Source organism: Dyadobacter sp. SRI_021, from assembly GCF_057586235.1.
Window position 1 is genome coordinate 180,929 of sequence record NZ_JBYCZM010000002.1, and the last position, 20,796, is coordinate 201,724.

Annotated in this window: 10 protein-coding genes; 9 read left to right on the plus strand and 1 reads right to left on the minus strand. The window is 51.6% G+C overall.

All coding sequences use genetic code 11. The annotated features are described in order from the left end of the window. The first annotated feature begins 132 nt into the window (after nucleotides 1-132). The 5 genes from AC2YIT_RS06120 (at nucleotide 133) to AC2YIT_RS06140 (ending at nucleotide 9,198) form a co-directional block, all read left to right on the plus strand. The gene (locus AC2YIT_RS06120) at nucleotides 133-726 is read left to right on the plus strand and encodes an RNA polymerase sigma factor (protein WP_487278594.1); all 594 of its coding nucleotides are present in this window, start codon (nucleotides 133-135) and stop codon (nucleotides 724-726) included. Between the two features lie 85 nt (nucleotides 727-811). Further along, a complete protein-coding gene (locus AC2YIT_RS06125) occupies nucleotides 812-1,912 on the plus strand; it encodes a FecR family protein (protein ID WP_487278595.1) in 1,101 nt (366 codons plus the stop codon). 212 nt (nucleotides 1,913-2,124) lie between these two features. Then, nucleotides 2,125-5,694 (plus strand): TonB-dependent receptor, encoded by a 3,570-nt coding sequence (locus tag AC2YIT_RS06130; protein ID WP_487278596.1) that lies wholly within the window; start codon nucleotides 2,125-2,127, stop codon nucleotides 5,692-5,694. A 26-nt stretch (nucleotides 5,695-5,720) separates the two neighbouring features. Next, on the plus strand, nucleotides 5,721-7,499 hold the full coding sequence (locus AC2YIT_RS06135; RefSeq protein ID WP_487278597.1) for a RagB/SusD family nutrient uptake outer membrane protein: 1,779 nt from the start codon (nucleotides 5,721-5,723) through the stop codon (nucleotides 7,497-7,499). A 91-nt stretch (nucleotides 7,500-7,590) separates the two neighbouring features. Then, nucleotides 7,591-9,198 (plus strand): FG-GAP repeat domain-containing protein, encoded by a 1,608-nt coding sequence (locus AC2YIT_RS06140; protein WP_487278598.1) that lies wholly within the window; start codon nucleotides 7,591-7,593, stop codon nucleotides 9,196-9,198. A gap of 53 nt (nucleotides 9,199-9,251) precedes the next feature. On the opposite strand, the gene AC2YIT_RS06145 is transcribed toward AC2YIT_RS06140, so the two are convergent. Beyond that, nucleotides 9,252-13,418: a DUF6923 family protein gene (locus AC2YIT_RS06145; RefSeq protein ID WP_487278599.1), complete on the minus strand. Its 4,167-nt coding sequence runs from the start codon at nucleotides 13,416-13,418 to the stop codon at nucleotides 9,252-9,254. A 606-nt stretch (nucleotides 13,419-14,024) separates the two neighbouring features. Here AC2YIT_RS06145 and AC2YIT_RS06150 point away from each other — a divergent pair. The 4 genes from AC2YIT_RS06150 (at nucleotide 14,025) to AC2YIT_RS06165 (ending at nucleotide 20,747) form a co-directional block, all read left to right on the plus strand. Further along, nucleotides 14,025-14,558, plus strand: coding sequence for a YceI family protein (locus AC2YIT_RS06150; RefSeq protein WP_487278600.1), 534 nt, complete (start codon nucleotides 14,025-14,027; stop codon nucleotides 14,556-14,558). Between the two features lie 130 nt (nucleotides 14,559-14,688). Next, entirely contained in the window at nucleotides 14,689-15,504 is an 816-nt protein-coding gene (locus AC2YIT_RS06155; RefSeq protein ID WP_487278601.1) for a helix-turn-helix domain-containing protein, read from the plus strand. A gap of 92 nt (nucleotides 15,505-15,596) precedes the next feature. Beyond that, nucleotides 15,597-18,062: a TonB-dependent receptor gene (locus AC2YIT_RS06160; RefSeq protein ID WP_487278602.1), complete on the plus strand. Its 2,466-nt coding sequence runs from the start codon at nucleotides 15,597-15,599 to the stop codon at nucleotides 18,060-18,062. Between the two features lie 156 nt (nucleotides 18,063-18,218). Next, nucleotides 18,219-20,747 carry a phosphocholine-specific phospholipase C gene (locus AC2YIT_RS06165; RefSeq protein ID WP_487278603.1) on the plus strand — a complete coding sequence of 843 codons (2,529 nt, stop codon included), beginning with the start codon at nucleotides 18,219-18,221 and terminating at the stop codon, nucleotides 20,745-20,747. The last annotated feature ends 49 nt before the right edge of the window (nucleotides 20,748-20,796 follow it).

Sequence of the window (20,796 nt, forward strand, 5' to 3'; positions counted from 1 at the left end):
CCAACAATTTACATTGCTGCAAATAGATCAATATAGGACATGAAAATGCGAATATTCGAAGGGAATGTTTGGTGAAATTGTTCTATTTGAACATTTTTTAGTATTTTTGATAAAAGCAAAAAACCGGACTATTTGGCTTCCCCCTTTACCGATACTGATGATAGAATGCTCTGGCAACGCTTCCGGCAGGGAGACGAGGAGGCATTCACTTTGTTGTATCAACGGTATGTGAGGGTACTTTATAGTTACGGGAAGAAACTAATCACGGACGAAGCCGTCGTAGAAGACCTGGTCCAGGATCTGTTTATTGACCTCTGGCAAAGCCGCTCCCGCCTGGCCGACGCCGAATCTCCCCGTTTTTATCTTTTCCGTTCACTCAGACGTCGTATTCGCCGGAACTGCAACGGGCGTTTTAATGAGCCGTGGGACCTGATCGACGAAGAATTTCACCCGGTTTCCCTTCCGAAAGAAAGTGAAATCATCGAATCGGAGCAGACCCAGAAACAAAAGGACGAACTCGACACGTGGCTGAAAAGTCTTCCCGGGCGGCAGTATGAAGTCATGATGCTGCGCTTCTACCAGGATTTCAGCTATTCCCAAATTTCCCAGATACTTACCATCAACGAGCAATCGGTGAGAAACCTCGTCCAACGTGCTGTTTCCAAGCTTCGTCAGCTTACTATTTCGATCCTTACCTCGGGATTATTTCTGTTTTTTCTAAAATAATTCACGAAAAGTGAGTTAAACCGCCGTTCCGGTTGCTCTTTACGAATGAGCACCATGTCAAATTTTTCATCAAATAATCATACTGATGGGTTACTATCATTACGAAGTAACTGATTTTCTGGAAGATCAATATTTCAAATCCTGGGTACTGGCCCCGTCTCAGGAGACCTGTGATTTTTGGAATAACTTTTTACTCACACACCCTGAAAAAGCCGAGGCCATTGCCAGTGCCAGGTCGGTATTACTGGGCATTCGCTCGGAAATGGAAGCGGATTTCCCGACCGACGGACAGGTTGCCGCTATGCTCGATGAAATCCATAACCGGAAAGATTCGGCAAGCCGCCGGCCCATGCGCGGGCTATGGCTCCGTTTGGGTGCGTCGCTTTCGGCCGCTGCGGTAGTGTTGCTCGTAATTGGCTGGACGAGGCAGCCCAACCGCCACGATAGCCATGTGAGCTATGAAGAATTGGTATCGGCCGTGGAGGCGCCGCTGGTGGAGCAGACCAACACAACCACCTCGCCGATCCTGCTCACATTGCCGGACAGCAGTACGATCCTTTTGCAGCCGAAAAGCAGTGTAAGTTATCATAAGAACTTTACCAAGAGCGCATTGCGGGAAGTATACCTGTCAGGGCAAGCATTCTTTACGGTGACCAAAAACCGCCACCGCCCGTTTGTGGTGTATTCGAATGAGCTGGTTACCAAAGTTTTGGGTACCAGTTTTACGGTAAAGGCATTCGAGGATGCGAAGCAAGTGGAAGTGTGTGTGAAAACCGGTAAAGTTTCTGTTTTTCCGCGCACCGATACGGAGGTATGTGAAGGGATCACCAGTCCCGAGCTTGCGGGGACGATCATTACGCCGAACCAGAAAGTACTTTTTTCACGCGAGCAAACCCAGATCCACAAAGGATTGGTCGATGAACCGGAGATCCTGGTGTCGGCGGTGTTACCAGCGCCGTTGCTGAAATTCCAGGACATGCCGGTTTCGGAACTGCTGGATAATATCGAAGAGACCTATGGGATCGATATCGTATATGACCACCGTTTGTTCGGGGAATGTCTGTTGACGGCTTCGTTCACGACCGAAAACCTGTATGAAAAGATGGACTTGATTTGCAAGGGCATCGAGGCGAGTTTCGAGGTGATAGACGGGAAGATGATCGTCACAGGCAGAGGATGCAATTGATACTGAAAAGAATTACAAATGCTTGCAAACCTAACTAACCACCCTAAACCCAGACAGCTTCTATGATTTAACCAAACTCCCTAAAAAAGAAAGGTTGATGATGTTGCACCATCACCAACCCTGAATTCATCCCCAATTCGATTACATCCGTTACCAGCGGATGGAGGACTCGTTTTGCCCATTTTTTCCATGTTACAAAACTTAGTAAAGTTATGAAAAAATTGTATCCTAACTATGCTTATTGGCAGATCCTTATGAGATTCAGTTGTATGCAACTCATCATTGCTGCACTCCTGACGACCGTGGCCGTGGCAGGTGTTACCGAGGCGCAGGAGGTTCTGAATAACCGCGTTACGATCCAGATGCAGAATCAGGACGTCCGTAAAGTGTTGTCAGCAATTGAAGACCAGGTTAAAGTAAAATTCCTTTATAGTTCCAATCTGATCAAGGCGGAGCGCAAGGTAAGCGTGAATGTGAAGCAGGAGCAGCTCGGCACGGCATTGAAAACCATTCTGGGGCCGCTGGATCTTGATTTTGAGGTTTCAGGCAAGCAAATCGTCCTCAAAAGAGTGAAACTGCCGATCGAGCGACTCAATCCGCAAAGCTACAAATCAGAAACCGTGGACAGGACTATTTCTGGTACTGTTACCGACAAAGATGGTGCATTCCTGCCCGGTGTTTCCGTGGTCGTGAAAGGTACCGCCCGCGGTACCGGCACGGATGCACAGGGGGTATTTAAAATTGATGCGCCGGATGGCAACGTGACGCTCACATTCAGCTTCGTAGGGTTTGCTTCGAAAGATGTGGATGTGGCCGCTGGCCAGAGCACGGTCGACGTGACGCTGACCCAGGACGAAAAATTGTTGAACGAAGTGGTGGTGGTAGGTTATGGAACTGCGAGCCGCAAGGACCTGACAGGTGCCGTTTCGATCGTGAAAGTGGCGGAATTGACCGAACAGCCCAACTCCAACCTCAGCAACCAGCTCCAGGGACGTGCCTCGGGTGTGACCGTCCTTACTTCTGGACAGCCGGGCCAGGCGCCTCAGATCCGTATCCGTGGTATCAACTCATTCGGAAACAACACGCCGTTGTTTGTGGTGGACGGTGTGCCTACGCAGGACATCAATAACCTCAACCCGAACGACGTCGCCTCGATGCAGGTATTGAAAGACGCCGGTTCTGCTTCCATTTATGGTTCACGGGCGTCTAACGGTGTCGTGATTATCACCACCAAACGGGGGCAGGGCAAAGTGAAAGTGAGCTATGACATGTTCTATGGAACACAAACCGTTCCGAAAGGCAATGTATATGACATCCTTTCGCCTCAGGGCATGGCCGATCTGAAATTCCTTGCACTCAAAAACTCGGGCGCGGCGATCAACGATCCGCAGTACGGCAGCGGCGAAACGCCCGTTCTGCCCGACTACATCGTGCCAACCGGTGCCAAAGAAGGCAGTGTAGATCTTTCGAAGTACTATGTGAATCCCAATTACACCGATAAAGCGGATATGGACTCGTTCTACCGGATTGTGAAGGCCAACAAGGCAGGTACCGACTGGTTCCACGAAGTGTTCAAGAATGCACCAATCCAGAGCCACAACCTTTCGGTGAGCGGTGGCGGCGAGCAGGGTAACTACCTGTTCTCCTTTAATCACTTCAACCAGCAGGGTAACCTGATGAACACCTATCTGAAACGCTATACGATCCGCGCCAACAGCCAGTATAATGTAACGAAGCATATCCGGGTAGGTGAGAACATCGCGCTCACGCTTGTGAACAACCCGCGTACGGGTATCCTCGAAGAAGGCGGCGGTATTGGTATGGCTTATCGTATGCAGCCGATCATTCCGGTGTACGATATTCAGGGTAACTATGCCGGTTCATTTGGTAGCGGTTTAGGTAACGCCAAAAACCCGGTCGCGATCCGTGACCGCGCACGCAATAACCGCGGTATTACCAATAACTTGTTCGGAAACATGTTCGCGGAAGTAGATTTTCTCAAAGATTTCAACTTCCGTACCAGCTTCGGTGGAGGCCAGTTTACCTATGCAGAGAATACATTTTCTTATCCTGAATGGGAGAACTCCGAGAACGTAACCACCAACTCCTACTCGGAGCGCGTGAACTCCGGCTATAACTGGACCTGGACCAATACCGTTACTTACGAGCATTCGTTCAATAACAAGCACAATGTGAAAGTGCTTTTGGGTACGGAGGCTTATAACAGCACCTACCGCGAAGTGGGCGGTTCAACCCAGAGCTATTTCTCTTTTGACCCCAATTATACCAGCCTTTCTACCGGTTCAGGAACACCTACCAACTTCTCGAACCGCTCTTCGGATGCACTGTTCTCCTATATCGGTCGTATCGACTATAATTTCAAAGACAAATATCTCCTGAGCGGTACATTGCGCCGGGATGGTTCATCGCGTTTCACATCGCAATATGGCTGGTTCCCGGCTGTGAGTGCGGGGTGGCGATTGAAAGAGGAAGCATTCATGAGAAGCGCTACCTGGCTTACCGACCTCAAAATCCGCGGTGGATGGGGGATCATGGGTAACCAGTTCAATGTGGACCCTGCCAATGCATTTACTACTTACGGACAGAACAGAAGCTTTGCATTCTACGATATTAAAGGAACGGGCAACAGCACGGTACTTGGTTTCCAGCGTACCCGCGTAGGTAACCCGAACGCGAAATGGGAGGGTAACATCAACTCCAACATCGGTATCGATGCGTCGTTGTTCAACGGAGCGATCGATTTCACGATCGACTACTATCAGAAAAATATCGACGACCTTTTGTTCTCACCTGAGCTTGCGGGTACCGTGGGGCAAGGTACTGCACCTGCTGTGAACATTGGTAAGATGAAGAACAAGGGTATCGATCTGTCGATCTATGGCGAAAAAACCGTTGCTAAGGACCTGAAACTGAATGCGACCGTTACACTCACGACTTATAATAACAAGATCGTGAAAATCACTGACGGCGTGACTTATTTCGACCAGGAAGGTCGCCGTTTCAACGGTAGCACTATCGTCCGCAATGCCGTAAACCATTCGATCGGCCAGTTCTTTGGCTACAACATCGTTGGTTTCTGGAACAGCCAGGCGGAAATCGACGCAGCAAATGCGCAGGCGGCTGAAAAGAGCGGTAACCCGGCGGCGGTTTATCAGAACGAGGTGAAAGTCGGACGTTTCCGCTACCAGGATGTAAATGGCGACGGCATTATTACAGCCGATGACCGTACTTTCCTTGGTAATCCAAGCCCTAAATTCAGCTATGGTTTGAATATCGGTGCTACCTACAAAAATTTCGATTTTGGTATCTTCCTTTACGGCGTGCAAGGCAACCAGATCTGGAACAACCTGAAATGGTGGCACGACTTCTACACCAACTTCCAGGGGGCGAAAAGCAACACGGCGTTGTACGATTCATGGAGACCAGACCATATGAACGCTACTGCGCCAATCCAGGAGAATACAGGGTCATTCAGTACCACCAACGTGCCTAACTCTTACTATGTGGAGAATGGTTCTTACCTGCGCGCGAAAAACGCTCAGATTGGCTACACCTTGCCGAAACACCTGACCCAGGCCTTGAAAATCGATCGCCTGCGTGTGTATGTGCAAACTGCCAACCTGTTCACAATCACCAAATATTCAGGTCCGGATCCGGAAGTTGGACAAAGCCAGGTGTCTGGTTCCACGGCATTTGGTTTGGATGAGGGCGTTTACCCGAACACGCGTCAGTTCCTGGTTGGTTTAAACCTGACATTCTAATTCACTGTATATAAAAACAGAAAGAGATGAAGACATTTAGATTTTCAAAAATAGCACTGGTCGCGATTTTCGGTCTGATTTCGTATTCCTGCAAAGAGAGTTTTCTCGACAAACCTGCGTTGGGCTCCTTAAGCGATGCTCAGCTGAGTACCAAAGCGGGTGTGCAAAGCTTGCTAATAGGTGCTTATGCCGCATTGGATGGTAACGGGGTAGGGGCTGCCAGCGCATGGGACGCCGCCGCCGACAACTGGATTTACGGCAGTATCGCCGGCGGAGACGCCAAAAAGGGAAGTGACGGTGCCGACCAGCCAGGTATCAACTCCATTATGATTTACAGCGCCGGGCCCAGCAACGGGTTCTTCAATAGCAAGTGGCGGGCTGCCTATGAGGGGATCAACCGCGCTAATACCGTGCTGAAATTCATCCCGCTGGTAACATCGGGTATTACCGATGCGGAGAAAATGGACTACACGGCACAGGCCCGCTTCCTGCGCGGACATTACTATTCGGAACTGAAGAAAATGTTCAATATGGTGCCCTGGGTTGACGAAAAGACGCCGGACCCGGCAGCGGTAAAGAATGATATAGACATTTGGCCGAACATCGAAGATGATTTCAAATTTGCAATGGACAACCTTCCTGCCACGCAGGCAGAGGTGGGCCGTGCGAACAAATGGGCGGCTGCCGCTTACCTGGCAAAGACTTTTCTGTACGAGAAAAAATTTACCGAAGCGAAGACGATTTTCGATCAAGTAATAGCGCAGGGGGTTACCAGCAATGGTTTGAAATACGACCTGTTGCCTAAATACCAGGACAATTTCGACGCGGCGCAAAAGAACCTCGCCGAGTCGGTTTTTGCGATTCAGATGGCAGCCAACGACGGTACCAACACCATCGACAATGCCAACACGGGCGGGATGCTGAATTTCCCGTACAACTCGCCGTTCCGTTGCTGCGGTTTCTACCAGCCGAGCCTTGATCTTGCGAACTCATTCCAGACCGACGCCAATGGTTTGCCCAAAGTGGACAACTATAATGCGACTACGTTGAAAAACGATATGGGCATCAAATCCGACGCGGCATTCACACCGGATGGTACTACGGCACTCGACCCGCGCATAGACTGGACAGTAGGTCGCCGCGGTATTCCTTTTCTCGACTGGGGGAACCACCCTGGGCAGTCGTGGATCCGCGACCAGAGCTATGCAGGCCCTTATTCGCCTAAAAAGAATATTTACTGGCAGGCTACGCAGGACAAATATTCGGATCAGCATTCATGGGCGCCGGGTACAGCGATCAACATCCAAGTAATCCGTTTTGCCGACGTATTGCTAATGGCTGCGGAGGCGGAAGCGCAGCTGAATAACCTCGCGAAGGCACAGGAGTATGTAAACCGCGTGCGTGCACGTGCAGCGAAGCCAGAGAGCTGGGTGTATACCTACGCCGATCCGGCGAAGCCAATGGGCGGATTCACCAAGACACCCGCTGCGAACTACAAAATTGCACAATACCCTGCCGGCGCTTTTGCCGCAAAAGGGAAAGACGGTGCATTGGCCGCCATCTATTTCGAGCGCAAGCTGGAACTGGCGATGGAAGGCCACCGCTTCTTCGACCTTTCGCGCTGGGGCATTGCCGAGCAGACTTTGAACGCCTATATCGCATTTGAAGGCAAGGTTACGCCTGACGTGAGAGGGGGCAAGTTCCTGAAAAACGTGAACGAGTACTTCCCGATCCCGCAGCGTCAGATCGACCTGAGTACAAAAAATGGGGTATCGTCACTGAAGCAGAATCCCGGTTATCAATAACAAGCTAATACCAGACGCGGCGATCTTCGCCAGAGGGGCAGTTCTGAACTGCCCTTTTTTGTTTATAATAGGAGGATTATTGATCGGACTTATGAAATTATCTAAGTGGCTTCCGGCATTACCGGCCGGAGTTTTTATTGCGGCAGTGTGCATACAAGCCTGCGGCACATCCGGCGGGTTGGGCGATGCCGGGCTGACGGGTGAAATGGCCGAGGGGCGGGATGCGGCCCAAAAGCATTGCAGTACGTGCCATTTGCCGGTCGATCCCGCATTGCTCGATAAGGATACCTGGAAGAACCGGGTGCTGCCGGTGATGGCGCAGTACTTCGGGATCGAGGTGTGGCAGAAGAACCAGTATTTTGCCACTGAAAATTCAGCCATGCCCATTACCGACTGGATGAAGATCGTCGCCTACTACGATTCCCTCGCACCTACGCATCTGGCTGGGCCGCACCCGGCTGGGCCGCACCCGGCTGGGCCGCACCCGGCTGGGCCGCACCCGGCTGGGCCGCACCCGGCTGGGTACACGCCCTCACCTGTACGCGCGGAATGGGCGGGTTTCACCCTTAAAAAGCCTGCCAACGACACATCCCGCATCGCCACTACCACGATGGTTGCGATCGACAGCGCTAGCCAGGCGATTTATACGAGCAGTTCCGAAATGCCTGCACTGGTGCACTGGAATCATGATTTTAGTGAAAAAATAAAAACTCCCCTGACTTCCCCCGCCATGCATATGCTGTTCAGCGGACGGCATCCGGTATTGACGGCAGTGGGGGAAATGCGTGCCTACGACGTAACCCGTGGAGCGCTTTATCGGTTTGAAACGTCCGGATTGGAGCCGGTACCTTTTATTACCGGCTTGCGCAGGCCGCTGCAAACCTCGGCGGCGGATTTCAACCGGGATGGGAAAACGGATTACGTGGTGTCCGCATTCGGGCATAACCAGGGCGGGCTATATGTGTTCCGGCAAATGCAGGGCGGAAAGTTTGAAAAAGCAGCCGTTCGGGAAGTGGCGGGTGCAACGCAGTCGGTCTCCGGCGATTTCAATGCCGATGGCTGGCCGGATATCATTGCCTTGTTCGCGCACGCACAGGAGGGCATCTGGCTTTTTACGAATGATCAAAAAGGCGGATTTACCGAAAAGGAACTGCTGCGTTTCCCGCCGGTCTATGGTTCATCCAGCTTCCAGCTCGCCGACTTCAACGCCGATGGCCTGCCCGATATTCTCTACACATCGGGTGACAACAGCGATTATTCCCGCATCCTGAAACCTTACCATGGCATTTATATTTTCCTGAATAAGGGAGATTTTAAGTTTGAGCAAAAATGGTTTTACCCTGCTAATGGCGCTACGAAGGCAATGGCTGCGGATTTCGATGGCGACGGCGACCTCGATATTGCTTCCATCGCGTTTTTCGCCGATCTCATTCATAATCCGGGAGAGAAATTCCTGTATTTCCAAAATGGGTCCGTGAAATCAGCTTTGAAATTCCAGCCATTTTCGCCTCCCATTGCTCAATATGGCCGCTGGATTTGTATGGATGTAAAAGATTGGGATGGAGACGGTGATCCGGACGTTGTGCTGGGCAACTACTCGCGAGGGTTCCTGAACCAGGACGAGGTGAAGGCGGACTGGAATGTCTATTTACCATTTATAGTGTTGCAAAACGACATTACGCCCGGAGCAAGGCGTTGAACACAAAAAAGCACAGACCAACCGGCCTGTGCTTTTCTCTTACCAAGTACTATTTATCTAACTATGATTACCTTCTGCACCCGTTGGCTCCCGTCGGCCAAAGTGAGCTTCACGGTGTAAATGCCCGGAGCCAATTTGCTTACGTCGAGTCCTTCCGGTGTGACGGCCTTGCGGTCGATTACTTTTATGCCCGCTGCATTGTGCAGGACAACTGATTTCACTTTTGCAAAATCCTTGAATTTCAATCGGTCGCTGGCTGGGTTAGGATAGGCGGCGAGCATCGCATTACCGTCAAATTCCACACTCAGAATGCGGCTGTATGCAAATGGGGCATCCTGACCGTCCGCGGCGCGGTCTACCATTTTGAGGCGGTAGTAGTTCAGTCCTGCTGCCGGTGCCTGATCTACGAAATCGTATTTACGCAATACGCTGCTTTCGCCGTGCGAGGCTTTGGTACCAATAGTAGTCCAGGTTTTCGAATCGGAGCTGCGTTCGATTTCGAAACGGTCGCTGTTGACTTCTTCGGTGGTGTTCCAGTTGAGGAGCGCCGTGTTGCCGGCTTCTTTGGAAACCGAGAAGGAAACCAGTTTTACCGGTAATCCGCACTCTTGTTCTGTCCGGACTGTCAGTAAAGCCGAGCCGGATGTGAGCGTACACAAATCACTATCGCTATCCACAATCACACGGTAGCGGTTGCCGCTCCATACGGTGTTGGCCGGCGAAAGCCGCAATGTATCCGAATTGGCACCCGAATAGGTTCCGTTCGCGTCGGTTGCACCACCAGGGGCCAGGTTTGTCCAGGTGTTGCCGCCATCGGTGCTTACCTGCCATTGGTAGGTGAGTGTACCGGTGCCGGTGGCTTTTACCGCGAAGGTAGCAGTAGTGCCCTCGCACACAATCTGGGTTTCCGGATTTGGCTTGGTAAGCTCGATATCGCAAAGCGTTGCCGTCACACAGTTCGCGCCGTCGTTGCTGTTGGACGGGATAGAAGTTGACATATAGCTGGCGGAATTGGCAACCGGGTCTATTTTATAAAAACGGCCGGATTCGTTATGGAACGCATACAGTTTGCCTGTTGCATCCGCGAAAACAGCTCCGAAGCTGCTATTGCCGGGAAGGCCCGATACAGGTGCAGCGCCAACGGTAACCGCGCCGGTAAGCGGGTTAATGGTAGAAATGCGGGCGTCGGTAGTGAATCCGTAGATCAATTGCGTCGAAGGCAGGTAGGCAAAATCGGCTCCGCCGAACGGTGCGCTTAATGCTACCCCGTAGGTTGGCCCGGTTTGAAGCGCGAAACCGTTGGTCGGATCAACCAGTTTCAAGTAGGTCGAAGGGCGGTTCGGATCGACATCGATCACATAGAAGCTCGGTGTGCTGGTCTGGTAGATCATCATGTAGCCGTTAGGCAACTCCACGCCGACATTGAAACCCCCGGATGCCGGCAGATTTGCGATCGGATATTCCACAGTACCACCTTCGCGATCGATCTGCACAATGCTGTTCGTACCGTTTTTGGTTGCCCATAGCATATTGTCGGCTGAGTTGTAAATCAACGAGTTGACGGTCATAGGCAGCGGTGAGATTTCATTGCGCGCACCGGTATTCACATTGTATGCGTAGAGTGTAGAAACAGGTTCACCAGCAGCGGCCGCCACCTGATAGGTGATACCATCTGCGCAATCGAAAGGCAGGTTTTCCAGAATTGAATTCGGGCAACTGGCTCCGTCGTTGCTATTGGAAGTAATGCTGGTCGAAAGGAGCGTCGAAGTGGCCGCGGTAGGGTTAATACGGTGGAATGTGCCGGGATCGTTCGCGAACGCATACAGTTTTCCGCTGGGATCGGCAAATACGGCCCCGAAAGTGGTGTTTGTAGGCAGGCCGGCTACTACCGAGCCGACGGTCGTCGCGCCGGTCACGTGGTTGAGCGTCACCAGTCGCGCACTGGTTGTTTCCACACCATAAACCAGCCCCGTTACAGGTTCATACACAAGGTCGGCCACGTTGATGGCTGCGCTCAACGCCTTACCGTACGTAGGACCGGTTTGTAGCGCGTAGCTGTTGGCTGGATCTACCAGGCGCAGGTAGGTGGAGCGCGCCGGGTTGATATCGATCACATAATAGCGCGGCTGGTTGCTGCTGTATACGAGCATATAGCCTCCCGGAAGTCCGGTGCCCACATTGAAGCTGCTGGGGAGGTTGGCGATCGGATATTCCAGCAATGTACCATCGGCTCCAATGCGGACGATTGAGTTGGTGCCGTTTTTGGTAGCCCAGAGTGTGTTATCTACTTCGCTGTAAATCAACGAATTGACTGTGCTTGAAAGTGGTGCGATCTGTGTCCTGGTGCCGCTGATCACGTTGTAGGCATATAGTGTTGAGACCGTTTCACCCGCAGCAGCAGAAACCTGATAGGCGACGCCGTCTTCACAGGTAAATGGAGGAATACAACCCGTAATCGTAATGGGCTGGCTTACAGGTCCTGTACAACCGTCGTTTTCAAAGCGGGCATAATAGGTGCCTGCGGGCGCCTGCGTAGGATCGGCGACCAATGTGGCTGGCGAAGGGGTATTGGAAGTGTAGAAACGCAGAGTACTGCCTGCCGGCGGGGTGTCCAGTACCAAACGGTTCAGGTCATAGGTGGTTGCCGGGCAAATCGGTGCTTCGGTACCGGCACGAAGGGTAGGAGCGCCGGGTACCGCGTAGATCTGCAATCTTACAGCAGAAGAAGGTGCGGTACAAAGGTTACCCGTGATTTGGCAACGGAACCGGTAGTTGTTCCAGCCGGTGGTAGAGGGTGTGACGGTCAGGGTGTCGTTGCCGCCGCCGGAATAGCTGCCATTGGCCCCGGTGAACGGAGTGGTTTGCATATTCGACCAACTGTTGCCACCGTCGGTGCTAAGTTGCCATTGGTAGGTGAAAGGGCCGTTACCTGTTGGGGCTACCGAAAACGAGGTTGTGGTTCCTGCGCAAATGGTCGTGTCCTGAGCGGCGGTCTGGACATTGTTGTCACACTCCACGAATGCATTAGGACAGCTCGCTGCATCGTTACCGCCCGAAGGGGTGCTGCCGGAAATGAAGGACGCCGTGTTGGCAGCAGGGTCGATCCGGTAAAACCCGCCCGTAGTGTTATTGAATGCATATAATTTGCCGGTTATGTCGCTGAACATCCCGCCGTATGGAGCCGCGGGCAATCCTGTAACGGCCGCTGGGTTCGTCGTTACGGCGCCGGTTGCGGGGTTGAGCGTCTGGATAACACCGTCTGGCGTGATGCCGTAGGCCAGGCCTGTCGAAGCCAGATAGGCAATGTCGGAGATATTTAAAGGTGCGCTGACGGTTGTGCCGTAGTTAGGGCCTGTTTTCAATGCGTACCCATTGGTCGGATCGACCAATTCCAGGTAAGTCGCGCGGGAAGGATCGACGTCGATCACATAATATTGCGTGGCGTTAGTGCTGTAAACAAGCATATACGCATTCGGAAGCTCCACACCCACATTGAAAGCGGATGCCGGCAGGTTCGCGATGTTGAATACCACCGTTCCCGCTCCCGGACCAATGCGGACAATGTCGGAGTTATTAACAGTACCCCACAGCATATTGTTAGCGGCGGTGCTGTATATCAATGAGTTGATACTGTAAGCGGTGGCCGCGCCGATCTGGGTGCGTACGCCCGAGCTGACATTGTAGCTGTACAGTGACGAAACTGTTTGCCCGGCGGGCACCGCAACCTGATAGGCAATACCATCAAGACAGCCGAACTGGCCCTGCTGTCCCATTCTGAAATTCTGGTTTGCCATGTTGGTAGCCTGGTTGGTAAGCGCGATTTCGCCCAAGAGCGGGGCATTGGCCTGGTTGGCCGTGTTGCTCGGGCCTACTACATCTTCGGCTACATAATAAGTACCGGGAATGCGGTTACCGTTGATGTTGGTCGCTGTGTTGGTGAGTACGAGCTTGTGACCCGTGAGGTTATTGGGCAGGCCGGTAAACGAATAACCACCTGCAGGGCCTACCTGGGTGGAGGCGATAATTGCACCGGTAGTATTGTTGACCACATTGACGTACATCGTACCGCCAAAATCGGTTCCGGTTTCTCCGGCGTCGACGATGCCGTCATTGTCGGCATCGATCCAGACGGTCCCGGTAATGTTGACCGCCATGGCCGCTCCATAGCATAGCACCCCCATCAGCAGGAAAAGTGCTCTGATCAATAGATTTTTGTTCATAAAGCGTTTGATTAGGTGAAAAAATTAGGAATTGAAAATTCATCGTATCGTCGCCGCGCTGGTCGGATTGCGCAGGGTCGGACCGCGCAACCGAGGCTGCATAAATTGGGCTGTGAAGGTCGAGCTTTGCAGACAAGGCCCGACCGCCCTCGCCTGAGGCGGCAAATGTTCCGGGGTTAAAATGTGTTGGCTTGGTGAAGAGGGAAACATGGAGCCCGGATGTAACTCACAGACAAATATCGAATTAAATGTTAATGAGATACGCCTAAATTTGTAGAGATGGTTCTACAAATAGGGGTTTGTTCTGTGGAGTCTTTTTAGTAAGAAGATGCGCCGAAAGTATAGAAGGAATTGGTGGAAAAGGCAATCGACGAATGGAATACTCTCATTTGATGTGTTTGAGCACTCTTGAAACAGGCATTATGGTGAACCGTTTGGGACAATCGCTATATAAGAGTATAGTGGTAACCTTGTGGTAAGCGGTCGATCTCGCGTGCGCCTGAGGGCTAATTTTGTATTGCCGCCCGGCCCTGACGGCAGGCGATCATTAGGGCTTCCGGTGAGGGCCAGGTGTGAAGTATTCATACCATCAAACACAATGAAATCATGTCAAAGACAACGTGGAATGTAGATGTAGCGCATTCAGAAGTTCAGTTTAAAGTGAAGCACCTGGTTATCTCGACTGTAACCGGATTCTTCCGCAATTTTAGTGGGTCGGTATTGACGGACGGCGACAGTTTCGAAAACGCCAACGTTAATTTTACCATTGACGTAAATAGCGTGGACACCGGTCAACCGGGCCGTGACGAGCACCTGCGCAACGCCGACTTCTTCGAAGCGGAGAAATACCCTGAGTTCAGCTTTGTTTCTACCTCTCTTAAAAAAGATAAGGGCGATTTGTATAAACTCGTTGGTGACCTTACGATCAAAGGCATAACCAAAGAAGTGGAACTCGTAGCCGAATACGGCGGTACCGAGCGCGACCCTTGGGGAAACACCAAAGTGGGCTTCGAAGTAAGCGGCACGATCGACCGCAAGGAATTCGGCGTGACATTCAACTCGCTTACCGAAACCGGCGGCCTTGCATTGGGAGAGAATATCAAAATACTGGCCAATATCCAGCTGGCAAAACAGGCATAACAGCCATTATTTAGAGTAGCTGACGTGCGAGAGGGTGTCCTGTTTCAGGGCGCCCTCTTTTCCTGTACATGCTTTTTAACTTAATTTGCTACTCTATTAAATTGCTAGAATATTCCCGCACCCTTTTTATATGCAAATCGAGATAAAGAATAAGTTGAACGACCATGAGTTGTTTCGGATTAAAAGGATGAAAGAGGTGATCAAAACCACCCATCCGCACGGTCATAAAGAATATCTCGAAATCATTTATCTCACACAAGGCGAGGGTATGCATCAGATCGACCACCACCGTTTTCCCGTAAGCGGCCAAAGCCTGTACCTCGTCATGCCGGGACAGATTCATAACTGGGAACTCACGGCCATCCCCAAAGGATTTGTGATTATGGTGCAAAAAGATTTTCTGCTGGGGCACCCGCTTTACGACACGCTGTTCCAAACATTCCCCCTGACATTCAGCAGCGGTTACCGTCTCGAAAACGCGGGAGCAACTTTCCAGGGGATTTTTGAGAGCATTGAAAATGAATATACGACGCGGCAATCAAATTACGAGGCTATTGTGCAGACTTATCTGTTACTGCTGTTTAATTTGCTCAAACGCGAAGCGCATATGGATCGCAGCCTGCCTGAGCCCCCTCTGCTCAAATCGTTCTTTGAATTGGTAGCGGAACATTATAAAACCATGCACGAGGTGGCCTGGTATTCCGGCGAACTGAATGTGACGCCCAAAACATTGAATGCCAATTGCCGTAAGTTCCTCGATAAGACGGCCGGGGCAGTGATCAACGAGAAGCTGACGGCAGAAAGCAAACGCCTGCTGCTGTATTCACCGGCGAACCTGGGCGAAATCGCCTACGAGCTTGGTTTTACGGACCCGTCGCATTTCAATAAGTTCTTCAAAAGACAAACCGGCGTTTTGCCGAGTGTTTACCGGAAGGGGATTTCCTAGATATACCAGTTTTAGGACTGAAAGTACAAAAGTCTACTGGTTTTGTAGAGTTATTTTTGCCGCATCACCATGAACAGGCGGAACTAACCCTTATGAAATTTCTTTTTACGCTTGCCTTACTTTTTGGCGCATTGACCGCAGCCCTGGCACAAGGCCAGATGACCATTACCGGCAAAATTACCGATCAACAGACCGGCCAGGGGCTGCCTTATGCCTCCGTCGCATTGTTCCGGTCAGCCGACTCGACGCTGGTAAGCGGAGTCCTGGCTGACGATAAGGGCGCTTTTCTCTTTGAAAAACAAGGCGTCGCTGCCTATTACCTCGAATCACAATACATGGGATACCGGAAGTTGCGGACGTCAGTGCCTGCGAATGCGGGTAATGTAGTACTGCCGCCCGTTGCCATGCAGGCTGACGGCCGTGTGCTCGATGCTGTGGAAGTGACGGGTAACCGGAGTGCGGTTGAAAACAAGATCGACAGGCAAGTTTACCGTGCAGGTGCATTTCTGGGCAGTCAGGGAGGAACTGCCGTCGACGTCCTCAAAAATACGCCATCGGTGACGGTCAACAGCGAAGGCGATATCGCATTGCGGGGCTCGACGGGTTTCCTGGTACTCGTGAATGGCAAGCCCGTGCAAACCGACCCGGCTGTTGTGCTCAACCAGATTCCGGCCAACAACATCGAAAACGTCGAAATTATTACCAGCCCTTCGGCGCGCTATGACCCGGATGGGAAATCGGGGATCATTAATATTACTACCAAAACAGTCGCGAAGAACAGCCAGAGCCTGGTTGTGAATGTGCAGGGTGGCTTACCCTCTGTTCATACCTACAATAACCTGAAAAATCCGCAGCGCTTCGGTGCAGACGCTGCATGGGGCATCAGGGCGGGCAAATGGGAGGTGAACCTGAGCGGCAATTACCTGCGGAACGATCTTACCGGCCGGCGAGTTGGAGACGTCAACACGACGATCGGTAAGGTTTTTACTTCCTTCCCATCCGAAGGAGAACGGAGTTTTAAACGGTATAACTACACGGCGCGCGCATCGGTAAGCTACACTGCCGATCCCTCGAACGTGATCTTAGCAGGTTTTTACAAGGGGTATCGTTTCCAGTCGCGCAGGGCGGATTTGGTTTACAACAATACCAAAACAAATCTGGAAACAGGGCAGAACGTGGGACGGATTACCTATTTCAATTCCAATATCGCGGAGAAGACAGCCGATGTTACCTCGGCTAACCTCGATTACCTGCACCGGTTCGGCAACAAATCGGAACTAACGTTCTCGGGCCTGATCGAATCCGCCGATCTGGATGGGCTTACAACCAATATCAACCTCGCCGAGCCCGGCCGCTCACAGACATTGCAGAGCACCCGCAATCCGAGCAAAAACCCATTAAATGCCTACCGTTTACAGGCCGATTACGTCGTGCCGATCGGTAAAGGGAAACTGGAAACCGGTTATCAATACCGGAACCAGGTACAGAAAGGTGTATTTCAATACCTGGATCAAAACCTGGAAACGGGGGAATTCGTGCTGGTGCCGCAATTTTCAAGCCATACGCGCCTCGTAAACCACATTCACTCGATGTATGGCCAATACAGCGGGAAATCGGGTAAGCTCGACTATTCGGGCGGTTTGCGTTATGAATACGCTACGCGGCGGTTTACAGCTGAGGGCTCGGAAACACGTAATCTCGACCTTTCCAATTTCTTCCCTTCGGCCCAGTTGCAATACCAGTTTTCGAAAGGCTGGCGTGGGAAGGCGGCCTACACACGCCGCGTACAACGCACGACGAATAACGAGTTGAACCCATTTCCGGAGCGAGAACACTCCGAAACCCTCGAATCGGGTGACCCTGACATTTTGCCCGAATTTATCGGCATGGCCGAAGTGGGCGTCGTGAAAGAGTTCGAAAAGGGAAGTGCTTTTGCAACATTATATAACCAGCGGATCAAAAACGTAGTCAACCGGGTCAACAGCGTGTATAACGATACGATTATCAACCGGATTTACACCAATGCCGGCCTGGCCACTTCCTGGGGCGTAGAAATCGGTGGAAATGCCAACCTTACCAAATGGTGGCAACTCTACGCCGGCGCGAACGTGTACCGGTATGCGATCGAAGGCGGGCTTTTCAAGAATGCGGCCGGAGTGAATACAGTGGTGGTGAACACATCGAGCGTAGTATATTCCCTGAATGCGAATACCACATTCAAAATAGCTCCTTCTTTGCAGGTGCAATGGGCGATCAGCTACTTGTCGAAACGAGTGACGGCGCAAGGGGAAGACTCCCGCTTCGTGAACCCGGCATTATCGGTGAAAAAGAGTTTCCTCAAAGGAAAGCTGGCGGCGACATTGCAGTGGCAAAATATGGACCTCGGCATCGTGGGAGCCAACCAGCAGCGCATATCCACCTGGGGCAAGGACTTTTTTACCACTACCAATTACATCCAGGAAACAGATATTTTTCTCATTAACCTGAGCTATAACCTCAATCAACTCACGAGAAAAGCCAAACTCCCGGCCAGTGAGTTTGGCGATCGGGAGTTCTGACGTCCAGATGGATAACACCGTCGTCTTTGATATCTTGAAAGCTTGTGAATGTCAGACTGCCCGCCAGGCTTCTTCCCGTAATCCCGGTGGTGCCCGCATCAGTAATTTTGCCGCTCCAATTACTTGTTGCTTTTAGTAACCACCCAAACTAAACCCATGGATTCAAGAAGAGATTTTATTAAAAAGGCGGCGATGCTGGCCGGCGGTGCTGGCGCGGCGAGTTTGTTCCCGGAGTCGGTGCAGCGGGCGATGGCCATTGCGCCCAATCCGAATACGACCTATCTGGATGCGGAGCATGTGGTGATCCTGATGCAGGAAAACCGCTCGTTCGACCACAGTTATGGCAAGTTGCAGGGCGTGCGCGGCTTCAACGATCCGAGAGCGATCGACTTGCCGAACAAGAACAAAGTGTGGCTCCAAACCGACCTCAAAGGCGATACCTATGCGCCGTTCCGCCTCGATATTAAAAACACCAAAGCGACTTGGATGCACGACTTGCCGCACTCGCGCGAGTCCCAGGTGGATGCTTACAATGGCGGGAAGTACGACAAATGGCTCACGTCTAAACGTTCCGGCCATAAAGAATATGCCGAAATGCCGCTGACGCTCGGTTATTACGAGCGGGAGGACATTCCGTTTTACTACGCCCTGGCCGATGCGTTTACGATCTGCGACCAGAATTTCTGCTCGTCGATGACACCCACACATCCGAACCGCTACTACCTCTGGTCGGGAACGATCCGCGAAAAGCCCGAAATGGATTCGCTGGCGGTAGTACGGAACAGCTACTTTTCGATTAATAAGCCGGTGAAATGGAAAACCTTCCCCGAACGCATGCAAGAGGCGGGTATCAGCTGGAAGTTTTACCAGAATGAAGTAGGCGCGGTGGTGCAGTTCCATCCCGGCGTCGGCTCATGGCTGAGCAATTTTGGTTGTAACCCGTTGGAGCGCTATGCGCAGTATGGGGTGAAATATTCGAAAGATTTTATCCACTACGCGACTTTGGAGGTAGCTAAAATCAAAAAAGACCTGCCCGCATTAAAGGAGAAACTGGACGGTGCGACGGGGGCTGAAAAGGACAAACTGACCAAGTCCTGGGAGCAGCGCCATGCATTGCTGGCACGTCTCGAAGCGGATCTGGCCGAGTTTAGCCAGGAGAATTTTAAAAAGCTGTCGGTGTTTCAGCAGGAGCTGCACCACAATGCATTTGTGACGAATCGCAACGACCCGGACTATCTGAAACTGTCGTCGATCTCGTACAAAGACGGCGACCTGGGCAAGAAGATTGATCTTCCGAAAAGCGACATTTTCTACCAGTTCCGGAAAGACGTGAACGAAGGCAAACTGCCAATGGTTTCATACCTCGCCGCGCCTCAAAACTTCTCCGATCACCCATCTGCGCCGTGGTATGGCGCATGGTACATTTCCGAGACGCTCGATATCCTTACCAAAAATCCCGAGGTATGGAAGAAGACGATCTTCATACTTTGCTACGACGAAAATGATGGCTACTATGACCACATTCCGCCATTTTCGATTCCGGATCCGACCAAATCCAACTCCGGGAAAGTGTCCCCGGGCATCGACGTCAAGGCCGAGTACGTGCCTTTGGAACAGGACGAAACGCAGGTGCCCAAGGCGAACGCAAGGGGTGGGGCGATAGGCCTGGGTTTCCGGGTGCCGCTTGTGGTGGCATCGCCGTGGTCGCGGGGCGGAAAGGTGTGTTCGCAGGTTTTCGACCATACTTCGATCATCCAGTTTCTGGAAGAATTTACAAGTCATAAGTCTAAAAAGCCGGTTCGGGAAACGAATATCACCGAATGGCGCCGGACGATTTGCGGCAATTTGAGCACGGTTTTCCAGCCTTTCGACACGTCGTCGTATAAAAAGCCGAAGCCGGTAAACCGCGATGAAATCCTGACTACGATTCACAAAGCGCAGTTCAAAGCCGTACCGGCGAATTTCAAGGCGCTGAGTGCTGCAGAAATCGGGAAAATCAATGCGAATCCGGTTGGATCAACCTTTTTGCCTAAACAGGAACCGGGTACCAGGCCGTCGGTAGCGCTTCCTTACGAATTGTATGTAAATGGGGCGCTTTCCGCGGATCAGGCTGCATTTGAAATAACGATGCACGCTGGAAACAAGGTTTTCGGTTCTAAATCAGCCGGAGCACCGTTCATCATTTACGCAATGAATCCCTATGAAGGTGAGGTGCTGCGGGTATGGAATTATGCGGTGAAGGCCGGCGATTCGCTCACAGAAAGTTTCAAGTTGGCCGGTTTTGAAAACGGTCAATACCATTTGCGGGTCTACGGCCCCAACGGCTTTTTCCGCGAGTTCGCGGGCAATGCGCAGGAGCCTGAGGTAGCGGTGTCCTGTGGTTATGTTTTGGACAAAAACGGCAAACCGACCGGAGATGTGGAACTGGTGGCGGTGAATAAAGGAAAGAAACCGCAGGCGCTGAAAGTCACCGACAATGCATATCAGAAAAAAGAAATAGGAGCAAGCCTGCCCGCCGACGGGACAGTTAAAATACTCGTTCCGGCTTCGAAAAATCATCAATGGTACGATTTCAACGTGCATAGCGGCGCCAAGAAGGGTGTTATGCGCTTTGCCGGGCGTGTAGAAACGGGTAAAGAAAGCATCAGCGATCCGTTTATGGCTAATGCTGCAAGCAAAATCTGATTGAAAACATAAAGAAATCGCCGGGTTGGGTCTTATCCAGTAAAACTCC

Excerpts from the sequence above, each read along its gene's own strand:
- AC2YIT_RS06155 (WP_487278601.1), top strand. The coding sequence starts at position 14,689 with ATGCAAATCGAGATAAAGAATAAGTTGAACGACCATGAGTTGTTTCGG.
- AC2YIT_RS06150 (WP_487278600.1), top strand. The coding sequence starts at position 14,025 with ATGTCAAAGACAACGTGGAATGTAGATGTAGCGCATTCAGAAGTTCAG.
- AC2YIT_RS06165 (WP_487278603.1), top strand. The coding sequence starts at position 18,219 with ATGGATTCAAGAAGAGATTTTATTAAAAAGGCGGCGATGCTGGCCGGC.
- AC2YIT_RS06160 (WP_487278602.1), top strand. The coding sequence starts at position 15,597 with ATGAAATTTCTTTTTACGCTTGCCTTACTTTTTGGCGCATTGACCGCA.
- AC2YIT_RS06140 (WP_487278598.1), top strand. The coding sequence starts at position 7,591 with ATGAAATTATCTAAGTGGCTTCCGGCATTACCGGCCGGAGTTTTTATT.
- AC2YIT_RS06145 (WP_487278599.1), bottom strand. The coding sequence starts at position 13,418 with ATGAACAAAAATCTATTGATCAGAGCACTTTTCCTGCTGATGGGGGTG.
- AC2YIT_RS06130 (WP_487278596.1), top strand. The coding sequence starts at position 2,125 with ATGAAAAAATTGTATCCTAACTATGCTTATTGGCAGATCCTTATGAGA.
- AC2YIT_RS06125 (WP_487278595.1), top strand. The coding sequence starts at position 812 with ATGGGTTACTATCATTACGAAGTAACTGATTTTCTGGAAGATCAATAT.
- AC2YIT_RS06135 (WP_487278597.1), top strand. The coding sequence starts at position 5,721 with ATGAAGACATTTAGATTTTCAAAAATAGCACTGGTCGCGATTTTCGGT.